The following is a 21,188-nucleotide window of genomic DNA, read 5'->3' on the forward strand; positions in this document are numbered from 1 at the left end:
TTACCCATGTTAGTGCGATTGTGAGCCTGAGAATCTCCCTAGAAACCCAGGGCTTGTTGCAAACGGACGTGGTCTACAGAACTAATGTTAAATCGCCCTTTTTCGACATCGCGCACCCAACTCTGACTCTTGCCAAGGCGCTCGGCTAGAGCACGCTGAGAAAAGTTTTGGCGTTGGCGGGCTGCTTTGATGGCATGACCGGAAAGCGTCCCTAACGGGTCTGATTGAGACTTCTTGCGACGACGTTTAGGGGCACGGCGATGTACTGTTTGTTGCCAGTCTTCTGATAGCTCAAACCCTGCAAGTCGTGCATTGATCAGCCGCTGCCACTTATCTCGGGGAGCCGTGTCCGTTAAGCTCCGGATCTGGTTAGCATCATTCACCCAAAACTCAAGAGCATCGTCAACATCATCAGGAATGTCAACCGCTTTGGCCCATAACGGCTGAATATCAAAAGAATAAGTCTCTGGATCAAACAGGGGGGTGAGCCCATAATAGTAAATGGCTTCCAGATCGCTTTCAAAGGTTTTAAGCAGACGCTTATGGGCACCCCGTACAGTGGTTGCTGCCACTAATCGATCTGTGCCATAGGCAATGCGCAGCAGGGTGCGAACGGTCAGCCGATGATCACTCCCCAGCCGCAACTTAAACAATAGCCATAGAAGCAAACGGACGGCTCCTTCATGCTGTTGCCAATTACTAAGGACTTCTGTAAGCAAAGATTTGGGTAAGTTGCCGTACTGGTAAAAAGCCGTTTGGTTACGATAGTCTCGCTTATTGAGAAAGTGTTTAGCCCAAATACCGGCTCGCACAGTAAAACTCAGACCAATCAGATGGCGATCTCCCTGGGCATCTGCTTCAAAATAATATTCGGTGTCAAGCAGATGCCATATGGGGTGTTCATCCAGGGAGAAGGCATGGACTTTGCCCTGGCGAGGCCAGTCGACTGCGACGAGCAGTTGACAAGCTTGATACACCAACTGTTTGATTAGAGTAAGCTTATCCAATTTGGTCAGATCTTTACGCTTATCAAGCCCCAAATATTGCTCAATGTGTTGGTTGTTCAATACGAAGGAAGTTTCCCAGGGACAATCAACCGTGACCGCATAGGCAGCAAAAATTAAATGGAGACAGGTGGCACGAATATCGAATTGAGTGATGGCAGCTGTTGCCTCATACTCAGACATGGGAACAGGAGAATGACTTTCGGGGTTTATGGTCAGTCGAAATCGCATTTCTCCTCGATCGCGGTGCACTGGACGGCGATAGCAGAGTTGGCCATCCGCATCAGTTTGCCACGACAGATGCTGGCGCTGCGCTAAAATGTTGCAGGCCTCCCAAATCACCATGGAAGAAGCAAACGGTGTGGTTTTGCCATTGAGAAAGATGTCAGGAATTGCTGGTGGCAATAAGCTACTTTTGTAGCGCCCTTTTTTGGGGCGCAGTGGAGCCAGTGCATCAACGTCACAGGCTTCTACACAGCGTGGAATGTCTACATCTGGGCAACCATCGCAGCGGGTGGGATCAATCCAATAGCTTTCGCCGTCATCTGTAGACTTAATTGCTCCATGGGGGCACTGCGGCTGGCAAATATTACACGCAATACAATTGTCTTTGACAGTGTAGACCATAAACAAAATGCATCCACTGATCAACCCATTAGATTGGTGGCGTCCTATAGATTTTGATCTTTATTACTGAGGCTTGAGTGCAACAATCCTTGTCAACAAAACCTTATGGGTAGAGGGCTCAAAAAATAGGAAGTTGTTACGAGGCGCGGCTCTATTGTTTCTCACTCACATCACTAGATATAACAGCTTAACTGATACCTTGGTTTCTATGTGACCTGGATGCGATTTAACAATTTTTTTAGCAACTATTGAGAAGATGTTTAGGGCGGACCTTTGCCGCTAAAAAAATGTTACTTAAATCACTGTTTTCTAGACAAGAATAACCCATAAAAATCATGGATACTACGCCCATGGTTCGCTGAAACGAACTATCAGATTTGAGTCTTCAAAATACATTCTTCTGTAAGGCCTAACTTTGACTGACACTGCTCTTAAGGGAAGTCTTCTGGGATTTAGGATATGGACTTTGGCTGGAAATATTCCAGGGGTTTCCTGCATAAATTAATCGGTTATATTGTTCTTTTTATAGGTATAGATATTCTTATATGCCAACCCCCAGTCAGTTCGTTATACCTGAGCGTTAATGAAAATTTATTTTCTTGACACCCTATCCGACGTAGAACAACGGCGATGACTCCCCTAGCTGGCGAATGACAACTCAGTAATCGATGGAGACTTGAGTGAAAGATGGAACCTAGCAAAAAGAGAAGCGTTGCAACAGAGCTAGATGATCCAGAATCGTTGTTCTTGCTCTCGGAGTCAGAGAAGATGAGTGAGACGGATGCTGGCGCAGGATGATATAGAAATTGAATGATGTAGTATGGCTAGGCAGTGCGATAGCTGCGATTATTGGGGCTGTTGTCGAGGTATGCCATGAAAGTATCCATAGAACATCTCTATCACTTCAGTTGCGATCGCTGCCAGAAATGGTGGGCTATTGGCGATTTCCCTTGGGGTAGTCAGGCTATGCTGTGGTGCCCGTGGTGTGGACATGAGAACAGGCTGCCAGAGAAGCCGTTAACAGGAGATGATTTCATTGATAATCAGAAGGTGCTGAACCCGTCCCCTGGTCAAATCTATCGCCACTACAAACATAATCCAGCAGCGGGCAAGTGGCATGAATATGAGGTGGTTGTCATCGTTGAAGCTGGGCAAGGGTTTCATGCTTCACCCGCTTACTTCACAGCGATTCATACAGAGTCAGGGAGCTATCATGACATTCTTCCCGCAACAGAAAACTCTACTACAAAGCATACTGGTAATAAGCACTGGGCATTTCCTGAATTAAGTGAGCCACATGTTTGCTACAAAAGCACCCAAGACAATAGCGATAAGTACTGGTTGCGCCCCCTCTCAATGTTTACGGATAAGCGCTTTACACTGGTTTCCTGATATGAGCTTCCATCTCACTAGTGATGCCTTGGTCTTTTCTACTATCAAAAAATTTTTGCTTCAGTTAGCAGTTTTTTGATAGCTGTCTATATTAGCTAGTGGCCTGGCCTTGGCATGCTTAAAACTTGGATTAATAAATCCGAATATAAGCCCCCATGATCAATCCATCTATCCCTATTAAAGTCATTGACTGAGCGAGATTGTAGGGCATTAAGCAATTTAGTGTTTTGTTTTCAGGGAAAATTCAGCAAGGTATCGTTCAATGACAGTCGTGGAAGTCAAGCTTCCTGGCTGCAAGCCGTCAACTACCCGTTTATTTAGATATGGTCCAGTCAATTCCTGCTCCACAGACATTGCCCAGTTTCGAGGCTGCTTTAGGTCAACCATTGACCAAAACGCCCATCAGCGTTTTACAAATCAATTTAGGCCGCAAGTGCAACCTCAGCTGTAGTCACTGCCATGTGGAGGCTGGCCCCCATCGCACTGAGGAATTATCCCCTGACGTGTGCAATCAGCTAGTGGAAATGATTCATCAGTTTCCACAAATCCAGACCGTAGATTTAACCGGTGGTGCGCCGGAGATGAACTATGGGTTCCGTCCCATCGTGGAAGCTGCCCGTGCCCAAGGGAAAGAAGTGATTGTCCGTTCAAACCTGACAATCTTTTTTGAACCTGGCTACGAAGATCTACCTGATTATTTTGCCAAAAACCAATTGCGAGTAGTGGCGTCACTGCCCTGCTATCTAGAAGATAATGTGGACAAAATGCGGGGACAGGGCGTCTACCATGACTCGATTCAGGCACTACAGCTATTGAATCAACAGGGATATGGCAACGATCCAAATCTGGTGATTGATTTAGTCTACAATCCGCCCGTGCCCACCTCTGAAAACTTTTCCCTAACGCCGGGACAGACCGGATTAGAAAAGGATTATAAGGCTTACCTCAGCGAACATTTTGATATTCAGTTCAATAGCTTATTCACCATCACCAATCTACCGATTGGCCGTACTAAATTTCATCTGAAACATCGTCAGCTCCATGATCCCTATCTGACGTTTTTAGCCCAGCATCATAATGCTGGCACGGTAGCCCATCTAATGTGCCGCAGTGAGCTATCGGTGGATTACTTAGGTCAGGTCTATGACTGTGATTTTCACCAAATGGAGGGGGTGCCAGCCCTGGATGCCCAAGGGCAACCCGTCACCATCAAGTCCTTGCTTGAGCGTGGCACATTAGACGTGGTCGAACAGGTGCAAACCCGTCCCTACTGTTTTGGTTGTACCGCCGGCAGTGGGTCTAGCTGTGGAGGTTCTCTAGTTTAGAGACCAAGCTCTCTGGAAAGTCTGGGCCTAGACTTTCCAGAGGGGATAGGGAACACCGTCTTTTCAAGATAAACTTACACAGGAGTATTTCTAATGACAGGCTCAAAAAACATGCTTGGCCCTTTGCCAAGTAATCAGTCGAAACTGGCTAAAGTACTGACTAAATTTATGTCATTTGCTTTTATCGGGATGGTGTTGCTGGCAGCGGCTCCAGCTATGGCTCAGGACGCCAGCGGTGGTATCCAGGGCACGCTTCAAAACGCTCTCAACTGGGTTGAAGGCTTGGGACCGGTGGCCCCCATTGTCTTTATCCTTATGTATATCGTTATCACCGTATCGTTCTTACCTGCATCGGTGGTGACTTTGGGCGCAGGGGCCGTATTTGGCATTGTCAAAGGCACCATTCTTGTGTTTATCGGTGCAATGCTGGGCGCTACGGCAGCATTTCTAATTGGGCGCTATCTGGCCCGTGACTGGGTATCCAATAAGGTATCGGGTAATCGCATCTTTAAGGCCATCTATGACGCTATTGAGAAAGAAGGCCGCAAAATCATCTTTTTGGTACGTCTTTCTCCAGCCTTTCCATTTAACTTGTTGAACTATGCTCTGGGACTGACCAATGTGTCTTTAACTGACTATGTGTTGGGCACGGTGGGCATTTTGCCAGGCACTATTTTATATGTCTACCTCGGTGGTGTCGTCGGTAGTGCTGCCACTGGACAAGAGAGAAGTCCTGCAGAATGGGCGTTTTTACTTGTGGGTTTGGTGGCCACATTTGCTGTTGTCTTTATTGTGACTAAGGTTGCTCGCAAGTCTCTACAAGAATCTCTTCCTGAGACTAATCAACCTATTGAAGCCGAGTCTTAGACGCTGAGTCTTAGACGCTGAGTCTTACGGATTACTCAGAAACACTCAGGAGCTCAGTAACATTCATCACTCTGCACCCTGAATTTCCCTCGACGCATCCTCCGCTTATTCTGGGAGGAGCGAGGGAACTTGGTATCATACTCACAATGACACTCGTATCGCCATGGTCCGAAAAAAACATATCTGGGGTCTGTTGATTGTGGCTACAGTGGCCCTTTGGGGTTGGCGATTAGTACATATCCTATTGGACCATCAGGCACTGACCGAGCTCATCGAAAACTCAGGTAATTGGAGAGTTGCTGTTTTTATTGGTGCCCATACCATAGCCGCTGCCGTGGGGATTCCTGGAACAGTGCTGGTGGTTATAGGGGGGGCCCTATTTGGCTTACTTTGGGGCACACTGTGGTCCATCCTGGGGGCAACCGCAGGCGCATTGATGGCCTTCTGGCTAGCGCGATATCTGTTCCATGGTTGGTTTGAGCGACGGTTTTGTCGACACCCTCGGTTTAAGGGGATATTTTTACGGTTAGACAAAACCATGGAACATCAGGCCTTACCCTGTGTGCTGGCGGTCAGGTTTGCCCCCATTTCCCCCTTTAACGTGGTGAACTTCCTCTTCGGTTTAACCAATATTGCAGTGACGCCCTATGCCCTGGGTACTTTGATTGGCATTATCCCTGGCACCATGGCCTATACCTGGTTAGGGGTTACAGGGGTTGATGCTCTGCGCAATGGTGACTGGTGGCCCGTTGTTATTTGTTTAAGCTTATTGGCATTGCTATCCTTAATGCCGATCTTGGCTCAGAAATATCGCCGGAGTGAACTGCGGTAGACATTGAACCAGTGCCTGGACAGCCAGGTCTCTTTAAAACACTGTAGGATAGGCCCAGATCGATGGGATAGCGGACAGTGTTAAGTCAATTTTTTGATCAGCACGTTAGAAAACGTCAGCAGTACTGGCGACTCACGAGCAGATTTGTGATTGGCCTTCTGCTGAGTGTGGCCTTAGGCTTTACTATCTTTGCTTCGCCTGAGTCCTTTGCCCAGGGGATTAAAAACCAGGAAAGTACTGTCCAGGAAGAGGAGATTTCCACCGAGTGGATTGTGGTGGATGGTCAACGTCTATTCCAAGTGGCAGAAACTAAAGAACTGACAGAAACCCGAAGAGCCCAGGGCATCAACTGGGAACTGGCAGAGCTTATGAAATCCAGTGAACCTCTGTCGGTTAGGGTAGATATTTCTAGATATACGCCCATTATCTACAATGGTTCATCGGCGAGGACAGGCCGTCGGTTGTTATCGGTGACGGCCAATGACCTGCGGGCCATGAACCCACCTGTAAATGTTAAAGAAGATACCCTGGATCGCCAGGCTCGAATTTGGGCTGAGAATATTGAGGAAGGGTTGAAGCAAGCACGGTTGGAACGCAGTGGGGATTATTTGCTGCGGGCTACGCTCACATCCCTTGCTGTCTTGTTAGGAGCCGCAGGACTGCATTATTTCCTGGGGTATCTCTGTCGTCGTTATGTATTGCCCCTCTTTCCCATAAGTGTTGCTCAACCGCTACCGGGGACAACTGGCATTGGTCGCACTGAGTTTTCACTGGCACGCTTTAGTCTTCAACTATTACTGTTGGTGTTGCGGGTGGCTCTCTGGCTATCGGCAGTACTCTTCGTGGTCAGGCAGTTTCGATTCACCAGGGCTTGGACCCATCGTATACAGGATGGACTGGCGGAGTTTTTTATTGATCAAGCACTGCCGTTAGGAGAAACGAGCCTCTCCATTGCCGATATTCTGGCTTTGTTTGGGTGGCTGGGAATTTTAGTCCTGGTGGCTAAAATTGCAACAAATGTGTTGCGATCGCGACTTTTACAAGCTTCAGGTCTCAGCCTGGGCATGCAGGCGGCCATTGCTATCTTGATCCGTTACTTCATCTTATTTGTCGGCATCATTGCAGTATTACAGCTGTGGGGCATCGATCTCAGCTCTCTGACGTTGCTTGCCAGTGCCCTGGGTGTGGGACTTGGTTTAGGCCTGCAAAATATTGCCAAAGACATTAGCAGTGGCTTAGTGCTGGTTTTTGAGCGCCCGATCCAGGTGGGCGATTTTATTGAACTGGAGGGGAAAATGGGTCGGGTGGATCGCATTGGCCCCCGCAGTACGGATATTCGCACCCTTGATCAGGTGTCGATTATTGTGCCTAATTCACGATTTTTAGAGCAGGATGTGATCAACTGGAGTCACCGTAATCCCCTATCGCGCATTCATATTCCGGTGGGGGTTTCCTACAACAGCAACCCAGAGACCGTTAAGGCAATTTTACTGGAGGTGGGACGGCAACATTCCCAGGTGATGGCAGCCCCTGCCCCTGAAGTATTCTTGAATGACTTTGGCGAAAGTTCCTTTAATTTTGAGCTGCTGGTATGGATTCGCAAACCTCAGCTATATCCCCAGGTGAAAAGTGATTTAAATTTTGCGATCGCAACCGCTTTCCGCAAAGTCGGCATCGAAATTCCATTTCCCCAGCGAGATATCCATCTCCCCAAAGGACCGCTGCCAGTTACCCTATCCGAAGATAGTCTGAATAAACTCGACAAGCATCAGCGTTGGGATAATAACAAAACCTAGTCAGAAACAGCTTATAGAACAGTTGAAGAGCAGCCTTGCAGATTTCTGCAAGGTGACTTCTCAGATTTTGTCATTCAGGCTTATAGGAAACCCCGATGACGCCCCCTATTTCATCACCTAGTCTTTAGATGGTTCAGTTGTCATAGAACCCATAGGCTGTTGTTTTGAAATACATCTAACAAGACGTGAAACAGTTCCGCATCCATAGGAGTTCAGCCAGAGTCAGAGCTTCGCAAGACGGGTTACGTACAATTGATCAAGCACGTAAACGAAAAGGCTGGGCCAAAAATTCTAAGGTTTGGTACCACTTAGCCTTTATCAGTGAATCTACACTGAAACGATTCTGGCGTAAAAATCGTATTTGTGTAGATAGCTTTATTGGAATCTGTTCAGCTGTGGGGATCGATGATTGGGAAACGATTGTTGACTGGTCAGAGTAGGTAAACGACTGTTAATTCAACCAATTTAATATTCGAAATTGACGTCTGGGCGATACACGTTCCAGACGTTTTTACTTTGAAGATCTAGGAAGAAATTCGCTTATTTTAAAACTGGAAAGGACTCTTGCACTTTTCGTCAAGGAGCCTCTCATGATTTGTCGTTGAAGCTTATAGGAAAACCCGGTGATTGAAAGTTTTTCTCACCCTATTCTTTAGATGGTTCAGTTGAGAGCCACCCCAAAGACAAGAAGAGATATTTGATACAGTAAAAGAATTTTCTCTTTAATCTCTTCAGGTTCCCTGGGTCGTGTGAGTAAAGCATCTAATTCCATTCATTCATTTTGAGGAAAACATGGCTAATATCTACGGCACTAACTACAATGACAACGGCACTTTTAATGGTTTTCCCTTCATTTTCCGCTCCAGTCTTTATGGAACTATTTTTAATGACAACATCTATGGGTTCAATGGTAATGACACTATGTACGGCTATGCTGGAAACGATTACCTCAATGGTGGGTATGGCAACGACTACCTAGATGGCGGGTACGGCAACGATTCCATGTACGGCGGGTATGGCAATGACACCTATGTTGTTAACAGTACCCTTGATAAAGTTGTTGAATATTTTGGCCAGGGTATTGACACTGTAAAATCATCTGTTAGCTACACCCTTGGAAACTATGTAGAGAACTTAACACTGACGGGCAGTGCCTACCGAGGAAACGGAAACAGCTACGGCAACGTGTTGAGAGGCAACAACTACAACAATGCACTGTACGGCTATAGTGGCAACGACACTATCTATGCCTATGGAGGCCATGACTACCTGGATGGTGGGCACGGCAACGATTCCATGTACGGCGGGTATGGCAATGACACCTATGTTGTTAACAGTACCCTTGATAAAGTTGTTGAATATTTTGGCCAAGGTATTGACACTGTAAAATCATCCGTTAGCTACACCCTTGGAAACTATGTAGAGAACCTAACATTGACGGGCAGTGCCTACCGAGGAACTGGAAACAGCTACAGCAACGTGTTGAGAGGCAACAACTACAACAATGCACTGTACGGCTATAGTGGCAACGACACTATCTATGCCTATGGAGGCCATGACTACCTGGATGGTGGGTACGGCAACGATTCCATGTACGGCGGGTACGGCAATGACACCTATGTTGTTAACAGCAGCTTTGACAAAGTTGTTGAATATTTTGGCCAGGGTATTGACACTGTTAAATCGTCCGTTAGCTACACCCTTGGAAACTATGTAGAGAACTTAACACTGACGGGCAGTGCCTACCGAGGAACTGGAAACAGCTACAGCAACGTGTTGAGAGGCAACAACTACAACAACGCACTGTACGGCTATAGTGGCAATGACACTATCTATGCCTATGGAGGCCATGACTACCTGGATGGTGGATATGGTAACGATTCCATGTACGGTGGGTACGGCAACGACACCTATGTTGTTAACAGTACCCTTGATAAAGTTGTTGAATATTTTGGCCAGGGTGTTGACACTGTTAAATCGTCCGTTAGCTACACCCTTGGAAACTATGTAGAGAACTTAACACTGACGGGCAGTGCCTACCGAGGAACTGGCAACAGCTACAGCAACGTATTAAAAGGCAACAACTACAACAATGTACTGTCTGGCCTAAATGGCCACGACTCCATGTATGGTTATAGTGGTCACGACTCCATGTATGGCGGTTTTGGTAACGACACCATGTATGGTGGGTACGGCAATGACTACATTAATGGTGGACACGGTAACGATTCCATGTATGGCGGAGCTGGCAACGATACCATCATAGGGGGCAAAGGTAGTGACGTCCTAGTTGGTGGGGGTGGCTATGATATCCTCTACGGTGGTAAAGGTAGTAACACCGATCGTGACAAGTTTGTCATTGGAAGTGAATATAAGGGCAGCGGTTACGCTACTATTAAAGACTTCTTTGGCCATGTGAATGATCATTTTCATATTGTTGGCCATGAGTTAGATACGATTCAATTAGGCAAGAGCGATCGCTACTCATTCCATCAACAAAATGGAGATGTCATTATTAAATATCGGGGCACAAATGACTGGGCAGCGGTCGTTGAAAACGTTACATATGCTGAATTAAAAGACAACATTGTCTATGTGTAATCTTTGTCAAAACCCACATTCAATCTGATTAGTCTATTGACTTAAAAGCTCGAAGTTCAAAAACCTGGCATATTCATGCCAGGTTTTTGACTCTGCGGGATCTCATATGCTGGTATGACATTTGGCACACATTTGAGTGATGCTTCCTTGATGGTAATGATAACGGGGTATTTGACGCCAGTGATGTTCAAATCGCTAATTCACGCCGTGGCGTAAGTAATGCTGACACTACAGATACCTACGCCTTCTCCCTAGGGGTGTTTAAGGGTGTTAATGTCCGCTTGAATAGTCTATTCAATAATTGCTTTATGTGGCTTTAATTAGCCTTTTCAATTTGGTTATTTTTTTAACCATTAAGTCAGTGATTTTACGAAAGACGTGACTCTGACACCTAAGTAACAGTAAGGCCGTATGGCGGAAGGCGACACCTAGGTGACGGAGTTATACCTATAGTGTGACTTTTATCACAATACTCTTCGCTAGATACTGAAACTGCACTCCTATGAAAGGCTTAGCTTTACTGATTGGTTCGGCGTTACTCAGCCTCACCGTTCCCCATGCAGCCCATGCCAGTACATTCCACCAAGGTTGGAACTATAGTATCGATGCATTTACCGATGGCTCTGGCGGCAATCCCTATGAAATTCGAGGCCTGGCCATCAAAGAGACTCAAGACCATGTTTATGTGTCAGTGAGTGGTGGGAGCCCTCTGACTGGCAACAGTTATCATGGTGCAGCTGATGGCAACGTGGGGTGGGGAGATCTGCTCTTCAATGTCACTGGTGACGATATTAATACTGCTAACGGTTCTCTATTCGGCGTACGCTTTGCTGGCACCAATGATTCCGGTGTTGATCAAGTGGGTGTTTTTGGTAATGTAACCGCTCAATCGGTCACTCAAAGCAATGCAGGATATCAGCACTTGAAGCAATATTACCAATACGGTTGGGAACGCCAAAATACCATGGGTGACCTGGCCACTAAACAACAGGCCTATGACTATATGGGTGAAACTGACGCTGTACTAACATCCATTGCAGATGGAACGTTATTGGGCAGCATTGACTTTTTATCAGACCAGGATGCAGCAGCAGCAGGGCTAAATTTTGGGCATTTTGATGCCGTTGGTAGCGATACCCACACCTTCCGATTTAACCGTTCTCTATTGCCAGGGGGAGAGTTTATTGCAACATTACTAATGGAATGTGCAAACGACGGTATTGCCCTAATGGGCAACCTAAATCCTGAGCATACTACTCAAGATGTTCCTGAGCCTTCTGCGGTTCTTAGTTTTGCTGCCGTTGGGCTCTTAGCGAGTCGTAGGCTTCGCAGGTCTGAGTCACACTCTTAAATCAGAAAGTGATACGAGGTATGCTCTACTCCCCTATCAACAACTGGCTCCACAGCTATCTTTCCTACAGCCAATTACCAATCAAAATAAAGGGAGCCCAATAATAGGGACTTTTAGAATATTCACCCGCTTGAATAATCTCCAGTTGAGCGGTACGGAGCGCTTCTGCTTTACTGAGATTGGGATCCAGGAGATGCTTATAAAAGCGAGTAATCAGTTCAGCTGTAGCCGCATCATTAACCGCCCATAGGGACGCGATCGCACTTCTCACCCCCGCCCGCACAGCCACACCGGCCAGTCCTAAAGTGGCCCGACCATCACCAATAGCGGTTTCACAGGCCGTCAACGTCAGCAGGTCAATGGGCTCGCTATCGATGGATGAAACACTACGAATCAGAGCATCCAGTTCACTAATGGTTAGAGCCTTATGGTTTCTCTCGTCAATCTTTTGCCCAGTGACAATAAAGTTGTCTTTGGGCTCGGCTCCAAAGCTACCGTGGGTGGCAATGTGCAAAATCCGGTAACTTTTATCTTGTAATGCTTTACGCAGGTTAGTTTCTGAAAATTCTTTATTGCGCAACACTTTACTGCCAGGAAATTGAGCGTTAACTGTGGCCACTTCATCATCCACTTCACTAAGGGGCTGAAAGTATTGATCATTGACATAGGATTCTTCGCTCAATCCCAGAATAAGGGCATTGAGATTATTGCGATTCAACATATTGGGATCCGTTAGCGTCAAACTTGGTGTGGTTGCGATCGCAAATTTCTCAATTAAAAACTGTTGCCCATCAAAGAGAGCGGCCATGGGAATACTGCGCAAAATACCATCGTTAATGAACACAAGCTCATTGACCTGTAGCTGATTTAGCATCGCTTCAAAGGGACGAACCAATTGGTCATACAGCTTTTGAGATGGAGCTTTATAGGCATTGGCGCGAGTGAATCGCCTGCTATCTTCTAGGGCAAACCGTAGTCCATTGATTTCCTCAACCAGGTCCTCTTGTTTGATGTTGATCCATTCGATCTGTTGTTGACCGTTGGGAAAGCTGGCAATAATTGCCGTGCGGTTAGGTAAAATTGCAGTACTAATCACCGCCGTGGCCAATTTTTCACCCACCGTATCCACCCGTGTGGCATTGGGGACAATGACACAATCATTGGCAAAATAGTTTTGCAGTTCTGCCAGTTTGAGAGAATCTAAGGTGGCTAGAACACTATCCACACTCTTAGATTCCACATCTTTGGAGATGAGTACGGAGGTGGGTAACTCCTGAAGCTTGAGGGAAGCAAATTCTCGGTAAATCGGTTCTACGCGATCGCGAAAATCAAACTGTAACTCCTGATTAGAATTGAGAATATCGCTGCGGATAGCATCGAGAATCTCCAGGGCTTGCGTGTAAGCTACTTTAGCTGCCTCTGAATTACCCTGGGCTTCAAGAATTCGACCCTGCTGCCAGGCCCACAGGTATAAACTATCTTGAGAAGACCGGTCCTGGTCTGCCACCAAACGTGCTTGCCGGGTTAATTCTAGAGCTTTTGTGTCGTCTCCACAACGTTCATATAGGTTGCCAAGCTGCCCCAGGGCAAAGGATTCAGCCCGAGCACTTTGGATGGTTCTAGAAATTGCGATCCCATTCTCCAACAGCTCAGTTTGCTGAGCAACAACCGTCGCACTAGGGCATTGCCGTGTTGACTGAGGCTCCAAATAACCGGCCAGGGTTAAGATGGCAAACACTTTTTCTTGGGAGTCTGGCAGATTGGCAATCAAACTGCGGGTCGTTTGTTGAGCCTGAGATACGTCGTTTGCCTGGTTGAGTGATTGGTAAAGGGGAATCAGATTAAGTAGCGATCGCACCTGGGCAGCGACGCCACTGGTGTTTTTGGCAGCATTGTAGCTCTGCCGCAAAAATTTAACCGCCTGCTGAGTTTGGGTATTGGCCCGTTCGGTCAGTTCCCCAACAGCCCGCAGGTCTCCTTGGGTATCAGCAGATTCAGCACGGCGACGGCTTACTTGGGCTTGGGCCGCATAGGTATTACCCAAACTGTTAAGCACCGCAGCCCTGGCATTGAAACGATCTGTGCCCACCACATCAATCACCGTGAGGCTTTGGTTGAGGGCAACAATCGCCTGTTCATAGTTACCAGTTAGGCGATAGGTTTCCCCAAGACTGCCCAGGGCAGCAGCTTCTCCCCCTGCATCGGTAAGTGCCTGGGAAATCTGGAGAGCACTTCCCTGGTTACAATCGGTAATGGTTTCTCCACATAACAGCGCTAGCGCCCGGCGATGCTGCCCCAGCTGGTTATAGGCTTGGGCTTGCTCGGTTAGAGAACGGCCCAATGCTTGTAAATCGCCCAGTTGTTCGTAGCGATCAATGGTCTGTTCCCAATAGGTGATCTCCTGGGAAAATTGTCCAATTTGGCGATGGGCACGGGCCAGGTTTTCTAGCAGAATACTCTGGTGTGTGAGATTATCAGGATCAACAGCATCTAAGGCTTGTTGCCAGGTTGCGATCGCTCGGCTATACTCCCCTGCCCTATAGTCATCGACACCACTTTGCACCAGTCCAGGAATATCAATCGCCTGGGCCACCCGCTGTGGCACCCATAAGCCATTGAACCAAATACACACCGTAAAGCTAACAATACAGAGTGCTACAAGGATTTTTCGCAGCTTCGGTTTACGTAAGTTGGGGAACATAGTACAGATTGGCAGAAGTCGCATCTAGATTTTATGGGAGAGTATCTGGATCCAATTCGCAGTGCTACATAATATGTTTAAAGCGGGTGGGTTTAAAGCGGAATAAGCAACGCCATAAAACTACCCCTCGCAATCTTTACTCAACACCAAACGACCATCAGACAATTGATAAACAGCCTGAGGTTCCGCAATGGGAGCACCCAACATCTGGCTTTCAGCCTCTACTGAAGCTGCCATAGAACTATTCGATAGCGTCCGCACAGTATTTGTCTGAATAGTGGCAATGCCTCTATTGCCAGGCTGTAGCGGAATACCATCAGCACCCGTTACCACAAGACTGCCGCCGCTTTGCGCCACCTGAGCAATACAGCTAGTGGCCACCAAAGATTCAGTATCAATCAAGGTGTCAGGTAGTTCTGTCAGGCTATTTTCGATAAAGCTAACGTCGGGAAAAGTAATGACACCAGAAGAAAGCTGGCCACTAGCATTAACATCCACACGACCATTGAGATCCAGGTTATTAGGACTATCGCCAGATGGTGACGGCACAAAGTTCTGGCCAAAGAAGATAGGCAAGGTAATATTTCCTCCCGCACCATCTTGGGCAAAGGCAAGAATATCACTGTCATCCAGAGCAATTAAAACTTCGGCAACAACAACAATGTTGCCACCATTACCAGCACCGCTAGCAACATTGGTGCGAATATCACCATTCCCCGTCATTAAAACTGTGCCAGCACCAATATTAATGCTGCCTCCAGCGGCTTCAGCAGCATCCGTACGAATATTACTGTCAGAAATTTCTAATGGCCCCACGATATCAATAATAATACCCCCAGCATCCCCTGGTCCTGAGGTTTGGGCACCAATAGTTGCACCATCCATGATCAACAATCTGCCAGCACCAATATCAATAAATCCACCAGCAGATTCAACCGCATCGGTACGAATATCGCTATTGGCAACGCTCAGGTCTCCAGAAATATCCACAGTAATGTCTCCAGCATCTCCCTGGTTTAGCGCCCGAGCACTGATGGCAGCTCGATCTCGCATTAAGATATTCAGGGTACGATCAGAGGCTTCTCTAAGAATTACACTACCAGCGTTACCCGATCCTTCAGTAACCGTAAAAATCCCACTTGGCGCTGGATTGTCAGAATCATTCAGCGCCAAACCATTAGCCCCTTCACGATTAATCGCATCCCTTATATTGTCAATATCACCTTCTCCGAAGAGACGTTCTGCATTATCAACCTGTTGACCAAAACTAGGATCTTCGCCTTCAATCAGAATCTGTTCTAAGCCAGTCACTTCAATACTTCCAGCCTCACCATCATCAAAGGTAGAGGCCACTAGCTGCCCACCATCCAGCAACTGCACCCGATTAGCCGTGATATCAATATCGCCACCGCGTAAGTCACTTTCGGTACTCGTATTAATAACTGCATTGCCCTGCACCCGCAGCAGATCAGCCGTGACAATAATATCTCCCCCAGCCCCTGTAGCTGTGGGCAAACTGCGGCTAAACAAGCCGCTGGATGGGGTGCGGGTTTCTCCTAAAATATACTGGTCGCTGATATTAACGGTATTCGCTGTAATATCAATGCGCCCCGCAGTATTTTCACCCTCTGTTGAAACCTCAATCTTGCCCTGTTGAGATAACGAAACGGTATCAGCGTTGATCTCGATGCTGCCCCCTATATCGTCAGGCGCAGCATCCGGATCTCGAAACCTACGAGTAAACGCGTTAATGGAGCTGCTGCCACTTACCTCTAACGCCTGATCGAGCGTGATAACAATATTGCCAGCTTCACCCACGGTTGTATTACGCGCAGAAATAGCACTGTTATCTAGCACACGTAAGGATTCAGCACGAATCACAACATTGCCACCACGGCGAGGAAGTAAGGACCGACCCTGGATAACGGTTTCAATCTTGCCACGCTGAGTCATCAGCATGGGGCCTGTAACCGTAATCAAAACAGAGCCAGCATCACCAGTCGCTCGACTGCTAGAGCTAGAAGAAATCCCACTGGAGCCAGACCGGCCAGGACCAATCATGGTCAGGCGACCCACATTAATGGTGACAACGCCACCATCCCCATTTCCATTGGTACTCGTAGAGATACGCGCTTGATCAGACGTAGATGTGCCGTCAGCTGTTCTCATCAGTAACGAAGCTGCATTCACCGTTACACTACCCGATGGATTCTCTCCTTCACGGGTACTGCTGCCGATTTTATTAATAGAGCTACCAATTCTTGACGTATCTACAATTAAGTCTCCTAGAGCTGTCAGCGTAATACTCCCCACATCAGCCGATTCGTCAGGAAGAGTGATCTCTGTCCCCTTTACCTCAGTATTAATTTCGGTCAACAAGAGTCGAATATCACCGTCAGAGTGGAGTCTAATATTGCCACGAACACCTTCGGTACCACTATCGATATTGCTGCGTATCGTTGATTCAGTTGCACTAATACTCTCTGTAGCATCCACAACAATATCTCCTACTTGGCGATCTACGGTACCACGATTGCCCCGGAGTCCAGCCTTGAGGGTACTATCCTGCAGAGTGATCCTATCTCCGTAGAGATTAATATCACCATCACCCCTACCTTCAACATTAATTTCAGCATCATCCAGGGTGATATTAGCTCGGCTAATGTTATCAGGAACGTCCAATCTACCGTCAACAAAACTGACACGCCCAGGGGCATCAAGTGCCAGAACTTCGATAATACCGCCGCGAGTGCGAAGTTCTATATCTCCCCTGCCAAGCCTTTCAAGGGTAATGTCGCCACCCACCAGTTGAAGCTGCATTTCATTTTTAAGTTTCAGGTCAGATTGAACAGTGATCGGTTCGGGTAGTGCATTAAAGAGTAACGCTGATGGCCGTATAACAAGCAGATTGCCATCGGGAAGTGCATTACCGCCGTCTGCGGCGCTAAAGGTAAAGTCTCCAAATTCGATACCATCGGCAGTGGTGGCCACAAATGAGCCTTCAATATCTAACTCTGCGTCAGGGCCAATAAAAACTCCGTTGGGATTAATGAGAAATAGGTTTGCATCACCATCATTACGAATCCGAATTTCGCCAAGAATTTCAGAGCGATTACTACCAGTAACTCGGGTAAAAATAGATTCAATATCATCGTCTACAGAGAACTGGATGCGTTCGTTCTCCGGAACATTAAATTCTTGAAAGCTATGGAACAGTAACGTATCGTTACGAACGGCCCCACCTTGAATGCGGTTACGGGTGGCATTAAATTCTGAGCTATCAGATCCAAGACTAGGATCAGGAATAATCTGAGCCACTACAGTGTTTGGCAGTGCAATCTGACAAACGATATGCGTCACTAGGGTTGCGCTTATGAGGCCAGCACTCTTTTTCCAGCCTTGCCAGTTTGGGAACATGCACTGCCTTCCTAATCTGGGGTATGTAGTTTATGCAAATAGCATACCAGTGACTCGTTTTAGCGGATAGTTACGCAATTAACACTTCGTTATAGTCTTTTATAAGCAATTTCGGCTTAATACGACTCGACCATCGGTTAATTGATAAAACCCTTGCGGTTCCGTTATCGGATCACCAATGTGCCAAGCTGCTTCAGATTCAGCAGCTTCGCTGGACAGGGTGCGGATGTCACCTGTAGGTATAGTGGTAATACCTGTACTGCCAGGTTGCTGAGGGGTGCTGTCAGAGCCGGTAACGATTAGACGACCGCTGCCTTGTTCAGCAATTGGAGCAATGCAACTGCTGGAAACAAGAGCAGCCGTATCGATGGGAGCGTCGGGTAGTTCTGTGAGGCTGTTTTCAATAAAACTCACGTCAGGAAAGGTAATGGTACCTGAGGCAAGCTGACCAGTGGCGTTAACATCGACGCGATCATTGCCATCAAGAGCGTTTAAGTCTTCTAAACTGGTGATGTCTTGGTTAGGTTGAATGCCATCACCGAAAAAGGCGGGTAGGGTAATGTTGCCGCCAGTCCCTTCATTGGCAAAGGCAAGAATATCGCTATCACCTGTTGCAACAACAGTATTACCCTGGATTGTGATGTTACCGCCAGTCCCTTGTCCCTGATCAACAGCAGTGATAATATCACCATCCTCTAACAGCTGAACAACATCGGCCTGGATAGTGATTTGGCCACCGGAAGTTTGAACAGAGTTGGTGCGAACATTGCCGCCATCGCGAATGATGAGAAGTGGTGCAGAGAGATTTAGTTGACCGGCATTTCCTGTGCCCTCGGCAGCAGCAACAATTTCACTGTCTACAGGAAAGTCGGTGCCAATCACACCTGCTCCAGAGACATCTATAGATTCCCTAGCATTAACGGTAAGGGTGCTACCGTCACCGGTTGGCAGAGGAAAGCCGTCTCCTTGAATAGAGCCAGAGCGGAGCAATCCACCATTGCTGATAATTAGGCGATCAACATTTAGAGTTGCAGTCCCTGCAGGTCCATCACCCAGAGTGTCAGCAGAGATTTTAGCTCCGTTTTCGATGATTAGTTGACTGGCATTAATAATGAGATCGCCGCCTGCTTCAGTGGAACCAGGTTCTGCTGAGGTTAAGATGCCGCTACTACCACTTAGGGGAGTTGCGTTAGGAGCAGTACCACTCAGTAAAATTGAATCTGTGACAGTGATGATTGCATTTCCTCCAACACCACCACTTTGCGCAGCTGTCGATATCTGAGCTCCATCCAAAACGACTAATTCACGTGTATTCAGAGTCAACTGACCACCACTGCCTGTTGCTGGTCCAAATGCATCTTCTACCTGAGCAAATAAACCACTAGGCGAGCCATCTGAAATAGCTGTACCCACAAGCTCTGTTACTCCCGAAACATTGACAGTTAGATTTCCCGCTTGCCCACTACCAAATGTTGAGGTCGAAATCTGACCTCCACCTTGAAGCAACAACTGGCCAACTTCTACTACAACTTCACCACCGTCACCAACATCGCCTTCCGTTTGTATAGTGCTATTTTCAATACCATCTGTGCTTTGACCAGTAACTTCTAAAGAACCCGGCGCAACAATACTGATATTACCTGCACTGCCATTGTCAATAAAACTGGCGAATGAAACGATAGTAGCACCCCTTTGAATGATTAGATCTTGGGTTTCAATATTTATATCACCTGCATCTCCGACACTATCAGCAATAGTTTGGATAGTAGTGAAGTCGCCTTGAAGTACTATCGACTCTGATATCCTAATTTTTAGATCTTGACCTTTTTGAGGACCAAAGTTAAAAGCGATTATTCCAGAACCATCAGTCATCGTTAGGTTTCTACCTTGAACCTGAACACTTCCTCCTCTATCACCGGAGGTATCGACAAAGCCAAAATTAGAAAAACTAATATCCTGAAAATTCTCCACCGAGGTGTATGTAAGCCCTAAATTGGGATCCTCGGAAGTAAGCCCAGTAATATCAACAAAGCTGTTAGCTGTAACACTCCCGATTTCAACACGCCCGTCAAATGCTGTCAGAGTTCCCCCATCCATATTGATAGCCCCCCCTACGAGAGCCAAAGTCTCACCTATGGGCACCTCAAGACCTACCGGAAATGTGAAACCAGGAGGTGTTTCTAAAGAACGATTAATAATTTCTCCTGGTTCTAGACCAAATCCTAGACCTAAAGGAGCGGTGATAGTCAATAAGGAGGGAACTTCAAGTGGGTTAACGCTAAATTTTCCATCATTTCCGAAGTCAACGCTATTGGCAGTCGTTGCCAAAAAAGAACCGTTGACGTTTAAAGCAGACGTCTCACCAAAAACTATTCCGTTGGGATTAATTAAAAATAGATTTGAATTTTCTGTACTGATAAGCCCATCAATATTGGAGATACTACTGCCTGTGATCCGACTAAAAATGTTTTCAATGCCCGGTGCACTTGCAGATTCTTGAAAATTTGCCTCCCCATTCACAGGTACAGAAAACTCTGTAAAACTATGAAATAAATTTTCCCCTTGAGCTGTACCACCAGTGATAGTACAAACGTTGCAATTGGGGACGTTAACTGCTGATCCTAAAGTACCATCCGGGAGAATTTGAGCCTTTGATGGGACTGTGATAAGAAGACCTGAGACAGTGCCACTCAGAAGCCATACTGGCAGAGTTAGAAATTTCATTCTATAGGCATATGCGAATTTGCCCTAAACGTTACCAAAAATAACTAGCTACAGCAAGCATATTACTTGCCATAGCTAGTTTTATAAAAAATCTAATCTAAATGTACTGAAATGCTCTCGCTACAGAGCGAGTCAGCATATCTAGGCTAGTGATTGCTTCTTTTTTCGTAATGAGAAAACTCCAATTGATCCAAGAGTGAATAACCCTAAAGTTACACCAGGCTCAGGAACCTGAGCATTTTCTTCTTCAAGCACAATAATTTCAATACTTCCAGCATTCACTGGATCTTTACCATCATTAGGTAAATCAAACCCTAAGGCTTCCAAAGAAATCAGATCTTCAACTGGGAAAACAACATTGCTATTGTCATCGTCAAGATTATCATTCAAAAAGGTACTTCCACTATCAGTAAATGTAGAATCACCCGCAACCAGAAAATCTAGAAGGTCCTGAGCAGATGGATCACTTGACAAGCCTGAGAAAATCTCAGAAACATTTTCAAACTCAAACTCCACACTGATATCAGTAAAAAATTCATTAATGTTGGAAG

12 protein-coding genes are annotated in these 21,188 nt (G+C 46.6%); 7 read left to right on the forward strand and 5 right to left on the reverse strand.

Translation table 11 applies throughout. From position 1 onward, the window contains the following. Positions 1-38: 38 nt before the first annotated feature. Positions 39-1,631, reverse strand: coding sequence for a helix-turn-helix domain-containing protein (locus tag U2F10_RS18500; protein WP_499872984.1), 1,593 nt, complete (start codon positions 1,629-1,631; stop codon positions 39-41). Positions 1,632-2,504: 873 nt separating this feature from the next. Between U2F10_RS18500 and U2F10_RS18505 the strand changes: the two genes are divergently transcribed. The 7 genes from U2F10_RS18505 (at position 2,505) to U2F10_RS18535 (ending at position 11,795) form a co-directional block, all read left to right on the forward strand. Beyond that, positions 2,505-3,023 (forward strand): hypothetical protein, encoded by a 519-nt coding sequence (locus U2F10_RS18505; protein ID WP_163663087.1) that lies wholly within the window; start codon positions 2,505-2,507, stop codon positions 3,021-3,023. A 323-nt stretch (positions 3,024-3,346) separates the two neighbouring features. Then, positions 3,347-4,348 (forward strand): arsenosugar biosynthesis radical SAM (seleno)protein ArsS, encoded by a 1,002-nt coding sequence (arsS, locus tag U2F10_RS18510; protein WP_163663090.1) that lies wholly within the window; start codon positions 3,347-3,349, stop codon positions 4,346-4,348. Between the two features lie 93 nt (positions 4,349-4,441). Then, positions 4,442-5,215 (forward strand): TVP38/TMEM64 family protein, encoded by a 774-nt coding sequence (locus U2F10_RS18515; RefSeq protein WP_163663093.1) that lies wholly within the window; start codon positions 4,442-4,444, stop codon positions 5,213-5,215. Positions 5,216-5,378: 163 nt separating this feature from the next. Continuing rightward, positions 5,379-6,047 carry a TVP38/TMEM64 family protein gene (locus U2F10_RS18520; protein ID WP_006514881.1) on the forward strand — a complete coding sequence of 223 codons (669 nt, stop codon included), beginning with the start codon at positions 5,379-5,381 and terminating at the stop codon, positions 6,045-6,047. A gap of 77 nt (positions 6,048-6,124) precedes the next feature. Continuing rightward, positions 6,125-7,843, forward strand: coding sequence for a mechanosensitive ion channel family protein (locus U2F10_RS18525; RefSeq protein ID WP_348917919.1), 1,719 nt, complete (start codon positions 6,125-6,127; stop codon positions 7,841-7,843). 792 nt (positions 7,844-8,635) lie between these two features. After that, positions 8,636-10,444: a calcium-binding protein gene (locus U2F10_RS18530; protein WP_499872985.1), complete on the forward strand. Its 1,809-nt coding sequence runs from the start codon at positions 8,636-8,638 to the stop codon at positions 10,442-10,444. 502 nt (positions 10,445-10,946) lie between these two features. Then, positions 10,947-11,795 carry an XDD3 family exosortase-dependent surface protein gene (locus U2F10_RS18535; protein WP_499872986.1) on the forward strand — a complete coding sequence of 283 codons (849 nt, stop codon included), beginning with the start codon at positions 10,947-10,949 and terminating at the stop codon, positions 11,793-11,795. Positions 11,796-11,859: 64 nt separating this feature from the next. Here the strand turns inward: U2F10_RS18535 and U2F10_RS18540 are convergent, their stop codons facing one another. The 4 genes from U2F10_RS18540 to U2F10_RS18555 form a co-directional block, all read right to left on the reverse strand. Continuing rightward, positions 11,860-14,496 carry a CHAT domain-containing protein gene (locus U2F10_RS18540; RefSeq protein ID WP_499872987.1) on the reverse strand — a complete coding sequence of 879 codons (2,637 nt, stop codon included), beginning with the start codon at positions 14,494-14,496 and terminating at the stop codon, positions 11,860-11,862. Between the two features lie 120 nt (positions 14,497-14,616). Then, positions 14,617-17,913 carry a two-partner secretion domain-containing protein gene (locus tag U2F10_RS18545; protein ID WP_499872988.1) on the reverse strand — a complete coding sequence of 1,099 codons (3,297 nt, stop codon included), beginning with the start codon at positions 17,911-17,913 and terminating at the stop codon, positions 14,617-14,619. A gap of 99 nt (positions 17,914-18,012) precedes the next feature. Next, complete coding sequence (locus U2F10_RS18550) at positions 18,013-20,637, reverse strand: two-partner secretion domain-containing protein (RefSeq protein ID WP_499872989.1); 2,625 nt, start codon at positions 20,635-20,637, stop codon at positions 18,013-18,015. Positions 20,638-20,778: 141 nt separating this feature from the next. Then, positions 20,779-21,188: PEP-CTERM sorting domain-containing protein (locus tag U2F10_RS18555; RefSeq protein ID WP_499872990.1), on the reverse strand; the 410-nt coding region annotated here is incomplete at its 5' end.

The organism is Leptothoe sp. EHU-05/26/07-4 (genome assembly GCF_043421015.1).
Classification (GTDB): domain Bacteria; phylum Cyanobacteriota; class Cyanobacteriia; order Phormidesmidales; family Phormidesmidaceae; genus Leptothoe; species Leptothoe turfae.

What these genes read in the sequence shown, in the direction of transcription:
- U2F10_RS18500 (WP_499872984.1), bottom strand. Translation starts at nt 1,631, where the DNA reads ATGGTCTACACTGTCAAAGACAATTGTATTGCGTGTAATATTTGCCAG.
- U2F10_RS18505 (WP_163663087.1), top strand. Translation starts at nt 2,505, where the DNA reads ATGAAAGTATCCATAGAACATCTCTATCACTTCAGTTGCGATCGCTGC.
- arsS (WP_163663090.1), top strand. Translation starts at nt 3,347, where the DNA reads ATGGTCCAGTCAATTCCTGCTCCACAGACATTGCCCAGTTTCGAGGCT.
- U2F10_RS18515 (WP_163663093.1), top strand. Translation starts at nt 4,442, where the DNA reads ATGACAGGCTCAAAAAACATGCTTGGCCCTTTGCCAAGTAATCAGTCG.
- U2F10_RS18520 (WP_006514881.1), top strand. Translation starts at nt 5,379, where the DNA reads ATGGTCCGAAAAAAACATATCTGGGGTCTGTTGATTGTGGCTACAGTG.
- U2F10_RS18530 (WP_499872985.1), top strand. Translation starts at nt 8,636, where the DNA reads ATGGCTAATATCTACGGCACTAACTACAATGACAACGGCACTTTTAAT.
- U2F10_RS18535 (WP_499872986.1), top strand. Translation starts at nt 10,947, where the DNA reads ATGAAAGGCTTAGCTTTACTGATTGGTTCGGCGTTACTCAGCCTCACC.
- U2F10_RS18540 (WP_499872987.1), bottom strand. Translation starts at nt 14,496, where the DNA reads ATGTTCCCCAACTTACGTAAACCGAAGCTGCGAAAAATCCTTGTAGCA.
- U2F10_RS18545 (WP_499872988.1), bottom strand. Translation starts at nt 17,913, where the DNA reads ATGTTCCCAAACTGGCAAGGCTGGAAAAAGAGTGCTGGCCTCATAAGC.
- U2F10_RS18550 (WP_499872989.1), bottom strand. Translation starts at nt 20,637, where the DNA reads ATGAAATTTCTAACTCTGCCAGTATGGCTTCTGAGTGGCACTGTCTCA.